This is a genomic window from Pseudoalteromonas sp. MTN2-4 (assembly GCF_042848605.1).
GTDB lineage: Bacteria > Pseudomonadota > Gammaproteobacteria > Enterobacterales > Alteromonadaceae > Pseudoalteromonas.
Map to the genome: position 1 here is coordinate 41,403 of NZ_BTGK01000012.1, position 18,957 is coordinate 60,359.

At 37.7% G+C, this 18,957-nt stretch carries 14 protein-coding genes; 9 read left to right on the forward strand and 5 right to left on the reverse strand.

Annotated features, from left to right (window positions below; genetic code table 11):
• Positions 1-18: 18 nt before the first annotated feature.
• Positions 19-483 carry a DUF1842 domain-containing protein gene (locus ACGHEH_RS19910; RefSeq protein ID WP_390448992.1) on the reverse strand — a complete coding sequence of 155 codons (465 nt, stop codon included), beginning with the start codon at positions 481-483 and terminating at the stop codon, positions 19-21.
• A 417-nt stretch (positions 484-900) separates the two neighbouring features.
• On the opposite strand from ACGHEH_RS19910, the gene ACGHEH_RS19915 reads away from it, so the two are divergent.
• A complete protein-coding gene (locus ACGHEH_RS19915; RefSeq protein WP_390448994.1) occupies positions 901-3,750 on the forward strand; it encodes an insulinase family protein in 2,850 nt (949 codons plus the stop codon).
• Between the two features lie 162 nt (positions 3,751-3,912).
• On the forward strand, positions 3,913-6,000 hold the full coding sequence (locus tag ACGHEH_RS19920) for a transcriptional regulator (RefSeq protein ID WP_390448997.1): 2,088 nt from the start codon (positions 3,913-3,915) through the stop codon (positions 5,998-6,000).
• Positions 6,001-6,468: 468 nt separating this feature from the next.
• Here the strand turns inward: ACGHEH_RS19920 and ACGHEH_RS19925 are convergent, their stop codons facing one another.
• Together ACGHEH_RS19925 and ACGHEH_RS19930 are read right to left on the reverse strand one after the other, a co-directional pair.
• A complete protein-coding gene (locus ACGHEH_RS19925; protein ID WP_390449000.1) occupies positions 6,469-6,717 on the reverse strand; it encodes a hypothetical protein in 249 nt (82 codons plus the stop codon).
• 154 nt (positions 6,718-6,871) lie between these two features.
• Positions 6,872-7,054 carry a hypothetical protein gene (locus ACGHEH_RS19930; protein ID WP_390449002.1) on the reverse strand — a complete coding sequence of 61 codons (183 nt, stop codon included), beginning with the start codon at positions 7,052-7,054 and terminating at the stop codon, positions 6,872-6,874.
• A 227-nt stretch (positions 7,055-7,281) separates the two neighbouring features.
• Between ACGHEH_RS19930 and ACGHEH_RS19935 the strand changes: the two genes are divergently transcribed.
• From ACGHEH_RS19935 to ACGHEH_RS19955, 5 genes are all read left to right on the forward strand, one after another.
• Positions 7,282-7,977: a VC0807 family protein gene (locus tag ACGHEH_RS19935; RefSeq protein ID WP_390449004.1), complete on the forward strand. Its 696-nt coding sequence runs from the start codon at positions 7,282-7,284 to the stop codon at positions 7,975-7,977.
• Between the two features lie 380 nt (positions 7,978-8,357).
• Positions 8,358-8,558 carry a hypothetical protein gene (locus ACGHEH_RS19940; protein ID WP_390449007.1) on the forward strand — a complete coding sequence of 67 codons (201 nt, stop codon included), beginning with the start codon at positions 8,358-8,360 and terminating at the stop codon, positions 8,556-8,558.
• 258 nt (positions 8,559-8,816) lie between these two features.
• Complete coding sequence (locus tag ACGHEH_RS19945) at positions 8,817-9,071, forward strand: kelch repeat-containing protein (RefSeq protein WP_390449009.1); 255 nt, start codon at positions 8,817-8,819, stop codon at positions 9,069-9,071.
• A 192-nt stretch (positions 9,072-9,263) separates the two neighbouring features.
• Complete coding sequence (locus tag ACGHEH_RS19950) at positions 9,264-9,443, forward strand: hypothetical protein (RefSeq protein WP_390449012.1); 180 nt, start codon at positions 9,264-9,266, stop codon at positions 9,441-9,443.
• 345 nt (positions 9,444-9,788) lie between these two features.
• Positions 9,789-11,480, forward strand: coding sequence for an immunoglobulin-like domain-containing protein (locus ACGHEH_RS19955; protein WP_390449015.1), 1,692 nt, complete (start codon positions 9,789-9,791; stop codon positions 11,478-11,480).
• 622 nt (positions 11,481-12,102) lie between these two features.
• On the opposite strand, the gene ACGHEH_RS19960 is transcribed toward ACGHEH_RS19955, so the two are convergent.
• Entirely contained in the window at positions 12,103-12,315 is a 213-nt protein-coding gene (locus tag ACGHEH_RS19960) for a hypothetical protein (RefSeq protein ID WP_390449018.1), read from the reverse strand.
• Positions 12,316-12,643: 328 nt separating this feature from the next.
• On the opposite strand from ACGHEH_RS19960, the gene ACGHEH_RS19965 reads away from it, so the two are divergent.
• A complete protein-coding gene (locus tag ACGHEH_RS19965; RefSeq protein WP_390449021.1) occupies positions 12,644-16,783 on the forward strand; it encodes an ATP-binding protein in 4,140 nt (1,379 codons plus the stop codon).
• Between the two features lie 110 nt (positions 16,784-16,893).
• On the opposite strand, the gene ACGHEH_RS19970 is transcribed toward ACGHEH_RS19965, so the two are convergent.
• Positions 16,894-18,264, reverse strand: coding sequence for an L-cystine transporter (locus tag ACGHEH_RS19970; RefSeq protein WP_390449024.1), 1,371 nt, complete (start codon positions 18,262-18,264; stop codon positions 16,894-16,896).
• A gap of 308 nt (positions 18,265-18,572) precedes the next feature.
• On the opposite strand from ACGHEH_RS19970, the gene ACGHEH_RS19975 reads away from it, so the two are divergent.
• Positions 18,573-18,881, forward strand: coding sequence for a hypothetical protein (locus ACGHEH_RS19975; protein WP_058028923.1), 309 nt, complete (start codon positions 18,573-18,575; stop codon positions 18,879-18,881).
• Positions 18,882-18,957: the final 76 nt, after the last annotated feature.

The window sequence follows — 18,957 nt, forward strand, 5'->3', positions numbered from 1 at the left end:
AGTGCTTATTTACAACACTTAAGCTTTTACTTCTTCCGCTAATTTCGTTACATCAGAAATTTCAGTGTAATCGGCTAACGTCACTGGTACTTGATTTTCCTCTACCCACTCATTGGTTCTTGGGTCTAAGAATCTAAAGTTAGCAACACCGGATTTAAAATCGTCATTTAATAAAATATGCGCATCAACATTTTCTACTGAGATTGGCGGTAAAATTCTAGCTCGAATGGCATCAACACCTTTCAAATTCACCATCACAAAACAGCTATTATTTGTGCACTGATAGTGATATTCACCCACTAACTCAGTTCTCACATCAAGCGGTGGATTAGTTGCCTGAGTCACAGCACCACGACCTACCACTTTTTTGTCTTGAGTCGAAAAAAGCAATGAAACATCAAGCGAAACACCACCAGCTAATTGGTGACTGATCCGATAATTAGCAACAAAAACACCCGTGTTATTAAATTCTGAAGTACTCATAATTACATTCCTTATATAGCCAAATTTAAATTTGAGAATAAATACAATTCTCACTTCACCTTGGTTAGGTAAAATTAAATCTAGCAGTGAATTATCAGAGCACAATTACATTAGATTACAGGCTGAGTTTCCCAATTAAACTTGACTTACACTTTATCAATTTTTCAAGTAATTGCTTTTGAAATCAGCGTTAAAACCGCTTTTTAACCAAACAACCTTTCGCAACCTTTACCAATATAAAGGTTACCACAAAACTTAACCATAAATATCAATACCTTAAATAAAAATTTCAATAACCAACAAATTTCACCCATTGTGTAGAAAAATCTCTTTGCTAACTTAAAAAACAACTTAACGCGGCTTAATTACCGCGAACTATTCACAAACAAAATTTAAAAAACATCAAAGGGATGAATCATGCATAAAACATTAAAAATCGCTTCACTGGTTATGGCATTATCAGCCAATATGACACTCGCTTCACAACAACTTTCACAAGCGTTCCCCTCTTCTTTGAGTGTGTCTAAATTTGTAAAAAGCCCTTCAGACACCAGAGAGTACGACACTTTTAAACTAGAAAACGGTATTGAAGTTGTAGTTGTTTCAGATCCAACTCTCTCTGAAGTCGCAGTTAGCTTGACGGTCGGAGTGGGGCAATTTCATGACCCTAAAGCACACCAAGGGCTTGCGCACTTCTTAGAGCATATGATTTTCCAAGGTTCTAAGGCATATCCTGAACCAAACCAATTGATGGACCACATAAAAAGATATAATGGGGTCTACAATGCAACGACTGAAATGCAGCAAACAAACTACTTTTTTAGTATCAATGAGCAAGGTGCTGATAAAGCGATTAATATGCTTGTCGATGCCATCGCATACCCACTTTTTAAAGAAACTAATTTAGCTAAAGAAGTGAATGCTGTTGACCAAGAATGGCACCGTAATAAACAGCAAGATATGTATGGCATTAACCGCGTCGTTGCTAATACAGTAAACCCAGAACACCCAATTTCAGGCTTCGGTAGTGGCAACAAAGCAACATTAAACAATGGCGATAAGAAAACGTTAGCTGCTATGAAACAAATGCATAAAGCGTTTTATTCTTCAAATTTAATGAAACTAGCTGTGGTAGGTAATAGTTCAACCGCTGAACTAAAAAATAAAGTACAAGCAATTTTTAATAAGATCCCTAATAAGAGCAAACCAGCACAACGTATCACTCTTCCGGTATTTACACCTGACACATTACAAAAAGAGATTTTTGTAAAAACTAACCAAGAAATTGACAGCTTGCTCCTACAGTTCCCTATTAGCAATAACTTCGCAAGCTGGGAATCAAAACCGTATAAATTTATTAATCACTTACTCTCTTCACAAGAAGAGGGCAGCTTTCTAGAAACTTTACAGCAACAAGAACTCATTAATAATGGAGGTACGTATGTTTTACCCAATATTTATGGTCAGTCTGGTACTGCACTTATTGAACTTTCTCTAACTGAAAAAGGTGCAGAAAACAAACAACGTATCATCGCAACATTCTTTGAGTATATAGAATTAATCAAGAAAAACCCGCAACAAGTCCAGCATGAACAAGAGTTCGCAGACATGCTCAAAGCTCAATTCGAAAATTATTTAAATATGCCAGCATTGCGCCTTGCAGTACATTTAAGCCGAAATATGACGCATATACCTGCAAAAGATATTATGCATTTTAACACTCGATTCACTGGGCTAGAGCAAGAGCAGCTAACTCAAACTTTAAACCAATTTAGTCCTGAAAAAATGCGAATCTTCCATTTTGGAAATAAAGAAGAGGCTAATATTAAGTTGCGCTATGCTGATGCAAGTTACCGAGTTGAAAAGTTTACACCAACCAAACTACAGCAGTTAACTCGCAATGCTTATCAAGTAAACTTACCCGCGATAGAACAAAAAGAAGAGCAAATTGCAAGTTTAGAGAACAGCGATTTAACTTCTCCAGCTAAAGTTATCGGCATGCCTGGAGCTGAAGGCTGGCTTGTTAACAGCACTGAATTTGCCGATACTAAACAGGGTATGATGGCATTCACGCTTGAGTCTCCTTTATTTAATCAAGATGTAAAAAGTCACATCATGACCAATTTGTTGCTGATTGCATTCCAAAAGGATACCAACTCGCTTACCTCAAGAGCACAGAGAAAAGATCAAATTAACACCATGGGTCTTCAAGATGAGTATGGCAACTTATTCTTTAGCTTATTTGGCAAGACTAAGAAGCAAAACGCTTATGCTACAAAGATTATTGATAAATGGGTCGCGTTAGAAGTGTCTCAATCTCGTTTAAAAAGTGCCATTAAGCAATATGAAAAAGCATTAAAAAACCTAGATAAACAACCTTTGCCACAACAAGCAGCTGCTCATTTAAATATCGCAACAAAAGCGAGTAATACAAAGTGGGGTGTGGATACTCAACTTAATGCTTTACAGAGCGTAACACTTAAAGAGATCAATGCGTTTCATAAACAAACTATGTCAAACCTATATTTAGATGTTTTTGCGATGGGATACTTTGATGCCAAGAGTATTAGCAAAACCGTGAAGCTGCTTCGTGAAAAGTTAGGTGATACAGCGCAAACTGTAAAACCAAAAAGAAGTGATGATTTTAAAGTGAATTCAGGCACCATTACTAATTTTAAGAAAACCTCTGAGCTAGATAACGTGTTCTTCCAAGAAACATTTATTTACCCAGAAGCTTCTGACGAAGTAAATGCTAACTTAGCGGTTTTAAACAAAGTATTTTCTCAGCTTTTATTCAACTCTTTACGTACTGAAAAACAAATGGGCTACATGGTCACAAGTCAGCTTGCTAAAATACAAAAACATCCTGCGTTTTATATCGCGCTAGAGAGTAATAGTCATGACTTGGTCACAATCAAAAAAGAAGTAGATAGCTTCATTCTTGGTTTCTATAAAACATTACAACAGACACCAAGTGAAGAATTAGAGCAAATTAAATCGAGTGTTTTAGATGAATTACAGCAAAAACCTGAAAATTTATTTGCTGAGCTTGCGGTACATTTAAACAGCTGGCACACAGATACTCGCAGTTTCGATAGCCGCTCAAGAAGTATCAAAGCGCTAAAACAAGTGAGCAAAGCTAGTTTGGTTAAACACTTCAAAGAAATTTTACTAGAAGGTAAAGCAGAAAATATCTTAATCCAAATACAGAAAAAAGATAATCAAGCGGACTATTATAGCTATAACCAATCTGCTGTTAGTAAGTAACCAAACTTATTCGAAACAACTCCCAATCAACTTGAGTAAGTTAAGGTCCTTAAACTAATTTAAGGACCTTGTTTATTTTCATTCCTTTAAACACACTGAAAACATAGGATTGTGTATATAATTTAGGTAACATTACAAAAAATTAGCTATTCCGTTATTGAGATGTTTATTAACAAGGTTGTTCGTTTTCTTAACTGGGAATTTAATCCTTCCAATAATACGTTAAATTGGCTTGGTAAAGATGCATCGCCAAATGGTTCTCTTTCTATTGAGTTAGAAGCAAAACAAGCGTTGCTTTTGAGTTACCTCATTTCAATTCAAGGTCAAATTGCTTCAAGAGAAGCGCTACAAAAACACATTTGGTTTGATCGTTACGTGGACGATAAAACCATCAATGCCACTATTTCTAAACTACGCAGAGCCTTAGGCGGTGATACTAAAAGCATCATTAAAACTCACCCCAAGCAAGGTTATTCATTCACACCCACTGTGTTAAATGATGAGCCAACAAATACAAAGCATCATTCGGTTAAGCTTAAAACTATACCTTTATTGTTACTGCTTTTTACACTTATCTCAGCAGCAAGCTTTACTGTCTATCATGCCCAACCACACACATCAGAAACTAAAGCTGAAAGTCAGCCTGTGACTTCACCGCAAACAATAAAACCGCTTACTTTTATAACTGGCTGGAACAGCGCACCACAACTTTCTAAGTCAAATTTGTTAGGATTTATTCATCGCGACCCTGAGCTGCAAACTCAACATCTCATAGTTCAAAAAAGTCAAAACAATCAGCATAGAGAAGTTTTTAAGATTGAGCATGTAAGGGCGTTTTCATGGGCTAAAAACAGCGATACACTTTACTTTATTAAAGAAATAGATAAACAATGCCATATCATTAAACGTGAACTGGTTTCTGTTACACCCACCTATCACGATGAAATAATTAAAGACTGTCAAACTGGCATGAATTTACAGTCTATAAGTGTTGACTCAAAACAAGAGTGGCTTTACTTCCCATCTCGTAATTCTGACACTCAAGTGCATAGTATAAAGCGTTATCATATGCAGCAAAAAATTACTGAGCAACTCACTTTCCCGATAAAAGTGCATCAAATGGATAGCTACGCACAAATAAACCCAGCAAACACTCATTTTGCTTTTATACGCTTTTTCCAAGCTCGTCATGCTCAGTTAATGGTATATGATTTAAAAGATGGCAGTGTCGAAAAGCTAGTAACATTAGAGACTACTCACCCTCTTAGAGTGTCTTGGGCAGATAATCGCACCTTGGTATTTAATAAAAATGCGACAGCCATTGCCACCATAGATATTCAACAAAGAAAAGCGATTGAGATTTATAAAACTGACAAGCAAATTTCGATGCCTATCCTGAATGGTAAAACGTTGCTGGTATCAGTAGGACAAGAAACTAACTCAAATACTGTTGAAGTAGATTTGGCCAATGACACTTTATTGCCTAACTATTTAGCTCGCTCGCCCTTTACAAATTATGCGGGCACAACCTATCGCAGTCGTGAACACCTTAAAACAGCGGTTATTTCTTTACGTACCGGCAAGCAAGAGGTTTGGTTGATTGAGAATGGTGTATTCACACAATTAACCCATCTTAAAGATAGCAAGCTAACTTATTTACTTTTTTCTAGTAATGGTTCAAAACTCTTGTTTAAACAAGATACACAGCTCGGGTTAATTGATTTAACCTCTAAAGCCATTACATACTTAACATTGCCCTACAGCGAATTTAAGCCACCCGTCTTTGCATGTGACTCTGAACAAACACTTCTTTTACCCGTAAGGGAAAACAATCAATGGCACTTATACAAATACAACATGTACTCTCAACATAGTGAGAGATTGATAAATAATATCAATGACTTTCATCAAAATTGTGACTTAGGCACTTACTATGTCACGCAACCTGATAAGCCAGGTATTTATCCGTTAGACTCAAACTGGCAAATCACTACTGAGCATATTTTCTTTGCTGATAGGCTGTTTAATCACTTTCGACATTGGGATACAGATGGTGAATTTATTTATGCACTTGAAGGTCAAAACCAACTTTTGCAGCAACACATAAAAAGCAAACAAATTACCCAACGTGGCATTCTTGAACTGCAAACTTGGGGGATTAACATCGAGTATGGACATTTAATAGTAAATAAATCCCACTCGATGAACACCTTCGTTGGACAAACGGAAATTAGCGCAAGCCAACTTTAGAGTTGGCTTGCCGGCAATAAATCTTCTAAAAGGACGAATAGCTAAGAACAACCGCAGAGTCGTGCATTTGCACAAATAGACATTGAGTGAACTCGGTAACTTTCTCGCTCGCGCTTATTGTTCTTCATGCGCTGAGTTTTAGTCAGTTTCAAGCACCGAGACCTGCCAGATTACACCACAGATTAAAATAGTTCGCATTTTCAGATTAAATAGTGCCATCAAAGTCGTGGTAAATAACAAACGCAGATCATCATGGTCTGCTCAAACAGTAAAATCGATGTTCAAGATACCCATCAAAATCATTAATTACATGGAGTAAGTGACTTTAATTGGCCAAATAAAATATGAAAATTAACGAGTACTTTTAAAGGGCTAGTTAGCAAAAATAAAGATGAAATATGAGAAGCCACTTTGAAAAACCAATATGAGTAAACAAAATTACTTCTCTTAAGCTAGAAGCGAGGTTAATTAGTGACGCTTTTTAACCCCGTAACGCACTATGTCTTTACCATTTTCGTATACGTCTTGCGATACCCAACGACCATGTAGTAATTGATGCTTATCATCTAACACAGCAATAAAAGGACGGCCATTGCTGTTATGAGTTGCCAAAGCAACCCCCTCTACATTGGTGAACCCTAGTCCACCTTTTTCAACTAACAATAAGAAAGCTTCAAGTTCTGCTAATGTTTCGATGATATCGTTATCTTTAATCATGTTTTAATACTCAATATACTGAATATGCATAGGATAACAGGTGTTTTCAGAAGTATAAATTAGCAGGTGTTTTGAATATAAATAAGAGCCTGTTTGTTACTGGCTCTGTTTGAATGATATCCGTTTTCTAATAACTATCTTAATAAAATACTGTTTACATCACTGTACAGTCTTTCTGGTCAGTAACATAACATGTCTCTGTTACTACACACTTTTTATCACGACTACACCACTCAGTGATCTTCACACCACCGGCAATTTGAGGAGTTGCTTGCAAGTGTAAAACTGAATCTTTTGATAATGATTTAAGTCGTTTCTTTTGTAATTTTAATTTCATGTTTTTTCCTTAAAAGTTATTACCCCTAATGGGTTTAATCAAATTATGTAAAAACCCTATAATCGTCAATAGAACTTCACATCAAGTTACAAATTAGGCATCAACTAGTCCTCCCTAAAAAAAGTAATAAAAATCCCAGCCCTTTTATATTCATCTGAAAGAGATTGCAGTTAGACGAGAAGGTGTCATAAACTCTGAAAAATGTTCAGTGGCTCATAGAGGTTTCAGTGACACAGCAAGAAAACAAACCAAGTGGTTTTTTCAGTCAACTTTTATTCAATATCATAGTGCCCGTTATCATCCTGACTCGCTTTTCAGGTGAAGAACACCTCGGGCCAAGCCTTGGTGTTGCGGTAGCGCTTGCCTTTCCACTAGGGTTTGGTGTTTGGGAATTAAAAAAAGTCGGTAAATTTAGTTTTATTTCTATCTTAGGTATCGTTTCTGTCTTATTGACTGGCGGGATCAGCTTATTAGAGCTTGATGTGAAATACATAGCCATTAAAGAAGCACTGGTACCAGGTTTAATCGCAATTGCGATCTTTGTCAGTCAACACACTAAGTACCCGCTTTTGAAAACTATGTTGTTTAATCAAAACACGTTGGACGTGGCGCGCATTGAAAAAGCACTCGCAGAAAAAGGTAACTTAGAGAAGTTACCTAAGATACAAACTACAGCATCGAATATCTTGGGCGGTGCTTTTGTATTTTCTTCTGCGATGAATTATATATTAGCGAAAATGATTGTCGTGAGCCCAACTGGCACTGAGGCTTTTAACAATGAGCTTGGTAGGATGACAGCGCTCAGCTACCCGGTGATAGCCATTCCAAGCATGATTTTATTTTTTGTGGCACTCTATTATTTACTTAACTCAATCAAAAAGCTGTCTGGGTTATCGCTAGAAGAGATGTTTCCCGATAACTAACTTCTCTTAAGATTAAACTTTCATCTATGACGTGTATGAATTTTATTCACCCACGTCATAGTTCACCTACCCTCTTTTAAATTCAGCAACTTAACCGTCGACTCCCTGAGTATAAAACTCATATCACGCCTCACCTGTACCTAAAATATTAATTTATGTATGCTAAACATCTGATATTTATGTTTTTAAGGAAAATGATGCGTTCGCCATTTACCGCACTATGCCTGCTCCTATCCGCGACTTTAGCTGATGATTTATTCGCACACGAAGCTCTACCCGCCTTACCAGAAGCCGTTCAGGAAATATATCCAGCAGTTTATAAGAATAAGATTTGGGTTGCTGGCGGCATTTCTTAAACCCTGCCAGCTGAACAAGGCAATATGACCGCCAAAGTATTTTTTTGGTCAACCGAAGAAAAGCAATGGCAACAAGCCCCTAGCCTACCTGAAGGTCGACATCATACTTATCTTCAAGCAGCGGGTGGGAAGCTCTTTGCTTTTGGTGGCTTTATAAACTCAGCACAAGGGCAATGGCTGAATACAGCAGACGTATTACCGCTCGATGAAGCAAAAAATACATGACGAAAAGTGGCAGAGCTCCCGATGCCTTTAAGTTAAACGGTTGGAGCAGTAATTAACGGTAAAATTCATCTAGCAGGTGCTAGAAGCCCACAAAAAAACCAAAATGGGCAATGGCAACACAGTACAGATACCGCCGCCCACTTTGTTTTTGACCCTCTGAATTATACGTTTACACACGCAAAACCACTGCCAAACCCTCGTAATAGCGCGGCAACCGTAACAAGCAAGCATGGTTGGATAGTTATCGGTGGCAGAAAAATGGGTGGAAGTAACTTATCAGAAGTTTTGCATTACAACGCCAAGCGTGATACTCGGCAACCCTTAGCGCGCTTGCCTGAGCCAAGAGCCGGACATGCAGCAACAATCATCAATGAGCGTATTTACGTGTTTGGTGGTGAACATCACAGCGGGGTTTATCAAAACATTCTAAGATACGATTTACAAACAGACGCTTTTGCACAGTATATCAAAGTGGCCAGCGGCCCTTCATGTTTTAGGCGCAGTAACGCTTAATGACACACCATGGCTGATAGGGGGTGCACGTCATAGTGGCTTAGCTGACACAAGTAATGTACTGCTTGATGCCAATAAAGTGATAACACCTCAAAAGTTATAGTCAGAATATTATTAAGTTGTATTTTTTTCATTTGCCAAAGTGCGCTTTTTACCGATAAGTTTTTAACGTTTTATTTACAAGGAAACATTATGAAACTACAAATCAAAAAACAGTCACTTAAACAACTTTCACAAAAATCTTTAAGTAATGACCAAACAGCAAAAATTGCTGCGGGTTACTTCACGCCAGACCCACAATCTTGGCTAGTGTGCCCTACTCACCCTGCACTTTGTCAAAGCGCTCAAATTACACAATGCTGGGAAGGATAAGGCATAGAAGCCCAACATCTAATATTAATTAGATGACTCAATGTGCTGAGTAAAAATTTAGAGTCGTGCAGTCGCACGATTCTTTTATTTATCCCGCGCCTTCCTAACTCCCCTTCTGACATTAAAAAAGTACCTTTATTAGAAAAATTCATTTTCCAAACACACATAGATGACGTTAGCTTATTTACAATTATTTTACACGAGGTACATCAAGGAGCGATGGTCGTACTCTACCTTGTTTTTACCGAGCCTAAAGTCTGAATTGTCGTTTTTATTCCGAGTTTAGGTTGCTAACTCGCCTGCAAGTTATTGCATGGCATTAAAACAACAAAAGGAATTAATAACATGTTGAAAATATCAAACACCCTAGTTACAGCAGTTACAATGGGCCTTTCATCACTCGTTTCAGGCAGTGCATTAGCGAGCAGTGGTGACCTTATGGTTAACCAACCAAGTGGGGTCGTTGTCGGTTATTGGCATAACTGGTGTGATGGCGCTGGGTACAAAGGCGGTAATGCGCCTTGTGTAACGCTTGAGCAAGTTAACAGTCAGTATAACGTCGTGAATGTCTCATTTATGAAGGTATATGACCTTGCTGAAGGGCGTATCCCGACTTTTAAACTCGACCCAAAAATTGGGCTGTCCGAGCAAGACTTTATTGATCAAATTGCGAAATTGAATAGCCAAGGTCGCAGTGTATTACTCGCGCTTGGTGGTGCTGATGCATTAATTGGCCTCAAAACCGGTGACGAGCAAGCATTCGCTGATGAGATCATTCGCTTAACCGACAAGTTTGGTTTTGATGGTTTAGACATCGATCTTGAACAAACCGCAGTTACCGCAGATGATAACCAAACCGTGATCCCTGCAGCTCTTCGCCTTGTGAAAGATCATTATGCAGCACAAGGCAAAAACTTTTTGGTGACCATGGCGCCAGAATTCCCCTATTTAACGCAAGCTGGTAAGTATATTCCTTACATCACAGCACTCAATGGTTATTACGATTGGATCAATCCGCAGTTTTACAACCAAGGTGGTGACGGCGTGTATGTTGATGGTGTGGGTTGGATAGCACAAACCAACGAATCACTTAAACAAGAGTTTATTTACTATATGTCTGACTCTCTTGCCAACGGGACTCGTGGCTTCCATAAAATCCCACACGACAAACTAGTGTTTGGTATTCCAACCAACAACGATGCTGCAGCATCTGGCTATATTCAGAACCCAAATAACCTGTACAACGCGTTTAATCAGTTAAAACAGCAAGGTCAGCCACTTAAAGGGGTGATGACTTGGTCAGTAAACTGGGATATGGGCACAAATGCCGCAGGCACAGCCTACAACCAAAGCTTTATTAAAAGCTATGGCCCATTTATTCATGGTCAAGTAATCGATCCACCAAAGAATGCGCCAGTATTCAGCGGTGTGAGCAATGCGCGAGTTCGCCAAGGTGAGGTGTTCGATGTACTCGCAGGTGTCAGTGCTACCGACAAAGAAGATGGCAACTTAACCAATAACATACTGGTTTCAGGCAATGTCGACACTTCAACAACAGGCCAATATGTATTGGTATATAGCGTAAGTGACTCTGCTGGCAACGAAACCAAGGCAACTAGAACAGTAGAAGTGTACAGCAACAAACCTGTGTTTAGTGGTGTTAGCGATGTGCAACTGGCAATTGGCTCAAGCTTCAATGCACTCGCGGGTGTCACAGCCGTTGATGAAGAAGACGGTGATTTAACAGCGAATATCACTGTTACAGGTAGCGTTGATACAAATACAGCAGGGCAATATCAACTGACTTATAGTGTATCTGATAGCGCGCAGCAAACAACGACGGTCGTTCGCACAATTACCGTGTCTGATGCCTCATGCGCACAGCCTTGGGATCGCAATACCGTATATTTAGCTAATCAACTTGTCAGCCACAAAGGCGATATTTATAGAGCAGGTTGGTGGACTAAAGGCGAAGAGCCAGGCACGACCGGTGAATGGGGAGTTTGGAAGTTAGCGAATAACGCTTGCCAGCTATAACTAAACAACCAAATTTAAGGCTAATTGGCCTATTTATTAAGCCATTCATAGTTCAAATTTTTACTATGGATGGCTTTTATAAAACAACCATTTTAGGTTCCCTCTATGGTCTGCTGATTTTTCACCTTAGTTTGCTTTCTTATTTCGATTTTTACTGAACAACAATACTCATCGTCTGTTGCATTTCAGCATCTTTTGGCATGGTACTCTTTGTACTTTTATTCAAAAAATATCATTAATAAATGAATGGCTCTTTTGTATTAAAAGGAGGGACGTATACTCTCTTACTAACGATTGCTATCAGAGCCGTAATGCAAAAGCGCACTATCTAAAAAATAAAGGCACACATTTCGATGATAGATTTTATTTTCATAGAAGACTGAATAAATTAAAGATTTAAAATAATATTAGCAGTTTTTAAGTAGTGAAAGATGGCTTGTTTTTACTACATAAAAGCCTATCTCATAAAGAAATGAAGCATCTGAAATTAAATGTTTACTTTGAAACACGTTTTCTTGGTAAGCACTTAAGTGTGACCTACTATTAAAACAGGTCACACTCAGTAACCCTAGTTACTCAACAAAAAAACTCGCCAAATATCTAGTAGTTAACAGCTTTCAGCTTAGAAAGGAGGAGTCCAGCAGTCGATGTTTCCGCCTTGGTCAACCCAACAAATTTCACCATCTTTCCAGAACCAATCCGCACTAAGTGATGTTTGCTTTGCTGTTTCAACAGTTGGAGCCTTTGTAAATTGAGCCTGAGTGTTGCTATCTGTTGCAGCAAAAGTTGAAAGGCTTAAAACAGCTAAAGAAGCGATTGTTAATTTCTTGAACATAATTATTGTCCTATATAATTCTTAATTTTATGTGTAATGGCACTTATCGGTTTCCTAACCTTTAAAATTTCACTAGCTCTAAAATCGATAAAGATAATCAAAACTCGTGAACCACCATTAAATCTTCAAGTATGCAAAAAACAGTTCGAAAGAAATGACCCTGTTTAATGACCAATTCAAAGTGACACAAAGGTTCAAAAACCAGTTAGAAAAAATAGGACATATAAATTAAATTCTGAGACTTTAAAGAAAACAAAAGCACAACCCCATGTTAACAAAGGATAAAAAAACATAAACTATAGGTACATAAAAATAAAAATTAATTTCTATGATGACTTACTTTTTAAAATGTCTTCCGTTACGGACAGCAATCTTATATTTGGTGGCTTTATTTATATCAACAAATGCTGATAGCTCCCCCACCAATCATCGACTTAAAACCTTTGAACCTTTTGCATTTAATGATGAAATTCCAACAAAGCAAATTGCAACTAATTTACAAGACCAAGATGGCCTAATGTGGATTGCTACATGGGGCAGTGGCATATTCATAAATGACGGGATTAAAGTTGTGAGCTTGTATGAATACTTCCCTAAACATACAAATAAACTATGGAGCGAATTCATTCAAAAAATCGTAACCGATAAGTTTGGAAATATCTGGATAGCCACTTCAGCTGGTGTCAATGTCTTCATTAAAGAGACCGAAAAGTTAGAAAGAGTTTCTTTAAATAATGACATGAATACAACTCAATATATTCGAAATATGGGAGCAGACCACGATGGAAATATTTGGTTTGTTTTGAGGGGAGGCTCAAACGTTTATAAAGTTAACGAAAAAAGTCTAAAAGACCCAGAAAAAGTAGAACTTTATCCAAAGGATTACGAGGCTACAAAGTCCGTAGCAGTGAGAGTTCGTCGAGCTGAAAAAGGCTTTATATGGGTTTTTCGAAATGATGACTCTGTATTAAAAATAAATACATCATCAAATCAAATTGTAGAAAGGCACATTTTAGACTCAGCCAACTTCGATCAACTATTTATCAACAACCCGAGCTTAGGGATACGCTTAGAGAATGGTATGAGTGTATTTCCAAAAAGAGATTCTCTCTGGATAAAAGATAAAAATAATATCCAAAAAATAAAACTCTCAGAACACTTCAGCACCAATATAAACACAAACATTAGAGACATAGCCAGTGATCATGAAAATAATATTTTAATTGCCATATCGTCTGGCATCATAGAATTTACCCCTGATAAAAATCGGTTTTATCATTATCAATACGCTAACGAAAGTAAAAAAGACGTCAAGCTGAGCCTTGTCACAAATATTAAACGTGATAATTTTAATAATATATGGATAAGTTCCTTCTCAGGTTTGTTTCTCCTAAGCAATCAAAATCAGTCAATCCAACACCTTCAACCCTCAATCAATAACATCCCCCACTACTCAAAGGGAAGTTTTGCCCTATTTAAAGATAACTTTGGTTACTTTTGGTCTGGAGATAATGGCCTTAATGTCTTTAACGCCCCTGAATCATTTAACCAAGAACTAAAAAAACACTTTGAAGGCATTTTAGTACGGAGTATTAAATCAAATAAACATGGATTATGGGTAGGGACTATAGAAAAAGGATTATTTCATATCGACTATAACGCGAGCAAAATTAATAGTATTACTCACTTTAAAGAGACCATTTACACAGATATTCTAGACTTGGCTTTGGACAGTAATGATAAACTATGGATTGCTGGTTATTATGCCGGGTTAAGTTATTTTGACACTGAATCTCGAACACATTACAAAATCCCCCCGAAGGTGTTCAATAAAAAATCAATCAGCTTCGCTAAACAATCAGTATCTGCAATTAGAATCGACTCAAAAGATAACATATGGGTAGGCACTCAAAATAGTGGTTTATATACACTATCAAATGATGCATCTATACAATCTCACTTTTCTCTTTCTGAGAACTCTAACCATGTTGGCAATCTCTTCATAGACACAAATGACACTGTATGGGTGGGTTTGGAGTCTGCAGGTGCTTTTGAGATCTCAAATGGTCAAGTTACTCCGTTACTCAACAAATATCCTGATTTACCTTCAAATATAGCCCAACAATCAGTTTGGTCTATTACTAAAGATATATATGGTGCTATGTGGTTCACAACTGATAATACATTGTATCAATTATCACCCAATGGCAGGATAAGAAAGTTAAACCGTGACTATCGAGCGTCACTTGCAGCATTTAATGCTCATGCTATGCACCCAACTGAACTTGGAGAACTTTACATTGGTTCTGAAAAAGGCGTAACACTAATTAAAGCTGGTTACTCTGAGTCATTGAGTAATGAGGTTTTCAGTTCAATAAAGCCAATGATAGGTGCTATGTTTTCTGACGAGATCAATAAAGAGGTCAACCTATATACCTCTTCTCAATTGAAGCAGAGACCTATAAATTTATCATCTCAAGGTAATAAAATTGAGTTTACTCTAAGTTCTCCATTACATTCACACCCGAACAGTTTTGAATATCTCTATAAAATAGAAGGCTTTCACAACACATGGCAAAAGACATCTAACAAAGGCCATTCAATTCAGTTTATGAACTTACCACCTGGAGAGTATGTTTTAAAAGCTAAATTACTCAATAGAACATTGCCCTTTGAATTTAATGAACTTGAACAAACTATTATTATACACCCAGCTTGGTTTCAAACCTGGTGGGCCAAAGTACTTGGGATATTATCATTTCTTTTTGTCGGCTTCTTATTTGTCAGATACCGTTTCAAGAAATTAGCTAACAAAGCAAATAGGCTAGAAGGTTTAGTTAATGAGCGAACAAATGAAATCAATAATCTTCTAAAACAGAAGCAATTACTGTTTGCAAAAGTCTCTCATGAATTTAGAACACCGTTAACTTTAATATTAGCGCCTCTTGAAGACTTAATCAGCCATAATGAACTAAGCGCTTATAACAAGCAATTCAAGAATATGAAAGTGAATGCAAATAGGCTTCTTAGAATGGTTGAGCAGCTTTTAGAACTTGCTGCACTAGAGAATAATGCACATTTAAAAAGAGATTTTATTTCTGTCAAACTTAGATTGAATGTAATTGTAGAGTCATTTTCAAGTTTTGCTCGAAAACAAAATATAGTAATAAATATTTTACCATTTAAAGATCTCCACTTAGCGCTTATCAGAGACTCTTTTGACAAAATATTCAGTAACTTACTGTCAAATGCAATCAAATATTCAGATTCCGATTCAAGTATAACCATAAGCGTCATTTCAGATGCCGAGCAGGTTCAGTTTAAGATAACAGATGAAGGTATAGGCATAGCACCTAGCGAACAGCAAAAAATCTTTGAGCACTTTACTCGCGGGGATTCTCAACAGCACTCAGAAACACCTGGAACCGGTATTGGCTTAGCGCTTGTAAAAGAATTGGTAATCGCAAACAACGGAAGTATCACTTTGCAAAGTGAAGTCAATGCTGGTAGCACATTTATAGTCTCATTTCCGGTAGCATCTGCGAAACAAATGACGTACGCAGAGCAAAATGATTCTTTACAATCTAATCAGGCACCTTTAATCCTAGAAGCGGATTACTCAACTCATCAAAATATAATTGCACAAACTGGAAATAATGAAACGAGTTTTTCTAATAAAAAAACAGTGTTGATTATTGAAGATAATGCTGAGTTGCGCAGCTATTTGCGCTCAACTTTACAAGAGCATTACTTATGCTTTGACGCGCCAAACGGAGAGCAAGGCTTAAGAATAGCCAAAGAGCAAATTCCAGATCTGATAGTGTGTGATGTTATGATGCCTGGCATTGATGGCTATGCAACAGCGCAAGAGCTGAAAAGCGATGAACATACAAGCCATATCCCTATATTAATGCTTACTGCAAAAAATGACTTAAACAGTCGTTTAAAAGGTTGGCAAAGTAGTATTGATGAATATATGGCTAAACCATTTTCTAATACTGAGCTACTTTATCGGATACATAATCTATTAACCGTTCGTGACTTACTCAAAAAGCGCTTTGGTAGCTGCCTGAGCAACGAAACGCCGATTTTAAATGCTGAATTTATTCATAATAAAGACGAAAAGTTTATTTTAAAATTTGAAAAGGTGATTGAGGAAAACTTCACAAATCCTGAATTCAAAAGAACTGATGCGGCCGAACTCATGGCAATCGGTGAACGTCAGCTAAATAGAAAACTATCTGCATTGGTAGACCACAACTTTAACGAGTATTTGCGCAAATTTAGATTGAGAAAAGCGAAAACATACATTGGATCTCAACTACAAGTATCTGAAGTTGCTGATATGGTAGGGTTTGCTAATGTGACGTATTTTAGCACTTGTTTTAAAGCTGAGTTTGGAGAAAGCTATAAAAAGTTTGAAGATAAAACCATTAATGAAACTGAGAAAACCTGCTTAGAAAGTTAAGTTAACAGGAGTTATGGTTAACTTAATCTGCTCAATAAAATGGCCTTTAGTTTAAAGGCCATTTTGAAAGTATTAACAATCGATGTTAAATGATGGGTTCTATAAAGCACCTATGCTTTAACTTCTTGCAAGGATACTTCTTCCTTCTCACCCAAAATACGATGGGTAATCGTACCCGCTGTCATTGAGCCAGATACATTCAACGCGGTACGCGCCATATCAATCAGTGGCTCAATAGAAATAAGTAAGGCCGCTATCGTCACAGGCAACCCCATGGCAGGCAATACAATCAAGGCTGCGAAAGTTGCACCACCGCCAACGCCAGCAATACCAAACGAGCTAATAGTGATCATCGCAACCAATGACACAATAAAAGAAAAGCTCATCGGGTCAACACCTACAGTCGGTGCAACCATCACTGCTAACATCGCAGGGTAAATACCCGCACAACCATTTTGACCAATCGTCGCGCCAAATGACGCAGATAAGTTAGCAATGGCAGGTGGTACATTTAACTTGTTGATTTGCGTTTCAACATTAAGCGGTATCGTTGCAGCACTGCTTCGAGAAGTAAAAGCAAAGGTCAACACAGGCCAAATCTTTTGAAAATATTGTTTTGGGTTTACCCCGAACAAGCCCACCAGCAGGCCATGCACCACAAACATTAATAATATAGCGACATAAGACGCAACAATAAAACCAAGTAAATTCAGAATGTCAGTTAGGCTAGACGTCGCAACCACTTTCGCCATCAAAGCCGCAACACCATAAGGAGTCAGTGAAATCACCATTTTTACCAGTCGCATGACCACGGCTTGTAATGTTTCTACAAAAGTACGAATAGGTGCTTCTAACTCTTCACGCTCTTGCATCACTTTGCGTGCGGCAACGCCCGTTAAAATACCAAAGATCACCACAGCGATAATCGACGTTGAACGATCCCATGCGAGATCTTGGAAAATATTCGTTGGAATAAAGCTCACCAGCATTTCTGGAATTGATAAATCACTGACTTTTTCCATTCGCGTTTCTAAGTCAGCAAGTCGAGTGGTTTCGCGTGCGCCTTCGGTTAGCCCCTCTGCGGTGAGACCAAAAAGCTGCGTAATGGTGATACCAATCAGTGCAGCAATCATAGTGGTAAGCAAAAGAATTGAAATAGAGATACCACTGATTTTGCCAAGTGCCCCTGACTTATCGAGTTTTACAACTGCCGCAATCATCGACACCAACACCAATGGCATGATGATCATTTTAAGCAAACCGACATAACCACTGCCGACCACATTAGTCCAAGCTAAGGTTTCTTGAATCGCAGCGTGCCCTTCTCCTAAGAAGAATTGCAGTGCCAAACCAAACACGCTACCTAAAGATAAACCAATTAATACCAACCGAGAGAGCGGCGCCTCTTTTTGTTGTATTTTAAATAGTGCCAAGAGTATTGCTGCGAAGACAGCCAAACTCACCATAGCAATGAAAGACATAGCGTTAACCTATTAATACTGTTATTAACTTACAGACCAGAAAACCGACTGAATCAATTCATCGGTTAAGACGAAAACTTCTCATACGAAGGAAAACTTAAATTAGAAGATAATTTTTAAAGCTTTTACTCAGCGCAGCACAGTAATAAATTATTGACCGCTAGAAAAGATTGAATCGGAATGAGATATATTTTCGAGTTATGACATTGCTTAAATAGTGATGCTTATCGGATTGTGTCTCACTGTTTTAGCCACTCGAGCTCAGGTATACTCTTGCTGTATTAACTCTTTGTCTTTTTGGTTCATTTATGAAAAAGCTTTCAAAAGTACAACAAAAGCAACAGGCCTTAGTTTTACAAATCGCTGATATGATCGAAGCGCAAGGTCGTGAAGAAATTCCAGGTATGCTGCAATGTTGGTTCGATGTTGAATATCATTTATTTCCAGGCTCGCTGTTATTGTGCTTTCAATTTGAAGATGAGCAATCGCTAGAAGCGGCAAAACCTGATTTATTAAAATGGCAGAAACGCTTAAGCGCAGCCATGCTTAAAAAAGGCGTGATTTTAAAAGACATGCGCAAACATTTAACCTTTACGTTATTAGGGCCAGAAGACTAACCTAATTCAACTAAGAATAAATAGGGCGCAATAATAAGCGTTTTATTTATTCTTTTCTCACAGCTGCAAGTCCCTA

Bases quoted from the DNA above. Each gene is read 5' to 3' on its own strand.
- ACGHEH_RS19910 (WP_390448992.1), bottom strand. From the start codon at position 483: ATGAGTACTTCAGAATTTAATAACACGGGTGTTTTTGTTGCTAATTAT.
- ACGHEH_RS19915 (WP_390448994.1), top strand. From the start codon at position 901: ATGCATAAAACATTAAAAATCGCTTCACTGGTTATGGCATTATCAGCC.
- ACGHEH_RS19920 (WP_390448997.1), top strand. From the start codon at position 3,913: ATGTTTATTAACAAGGTTGTTCGTTTTCTTAACTGGGAATTTAATCCT.
- ACGHEH_RS19925 (WP_390449000.1), bottom strand. From the start codon at position 6,717: ATGATTAAAGATAACGATATCATCGAAACATTAGCAGAACTTGAAGCT.
- ACGHEH_RS19930 (WP_390449002.1), bottom strand. From the start codon at position 7,054: ATGAAATTAAAATTACAAAAGAAACGACTTAAATCATTATCAAAAGAT.
- ACGHEH_RS19940 (WP_390449007.1), top strand. From the start codon at position 8,358: ATGACCGCCAAAGTATTTTTTTGGTCAACCGAAGAAAAGCAATGGCAA.
- ACGHEH_RS19945 (WP_390449009.1), top strand. From the start codon at position 8,817: ATGGGTGGAAGTAACTTATCAGAAGTTTTGCATTACAACGCCAAGCGT.
- ACGHEH_RS19950 (WP_390449012.1), top strand. From the start codon at position 9,264: ATGAAACTACAAATCAAAAAACAGTCACTTAAACAACTTTCACAAAAA.
- ACGHEH_RS19955 (WP_390449015.1), top strand. From the start codon at position 9,789: ATGTTGAAAATATCAAACACCCTAGTTACAGCAGTTACAATGGGCCTT.
- ACGHEH_RS19960 (WP_390449018.1), bottom strand. From the start codon at position 12,315: ATGTTCAAGAAATTAACAATCGCTTCTTTAGCTGTTTTAAGCCTTTCA.
- ACGHEH_RS19965 (WP_390449021.1), top strand. From the start codon at position 12,644: ATGATGACTTACTTTTTAAAATGTCTTCCGTTACGGACAGCAATCTTA.
- ACGHEH_RS19970 (WP_390449024.1), bottom strand. From the start codon at position 18,264: ATGTCTTTCATTGCTATGGTGAGTTTGGCTGTCTTCGCAGCAATACTC.
- ACGHEH_RS19975 (WP_058028923.1), top strand. From the start codon at position 18,573: ATGAAAAAGCTTTCAAAAGTACAACAAAAGCAACAGGCCTTAGTTTTA.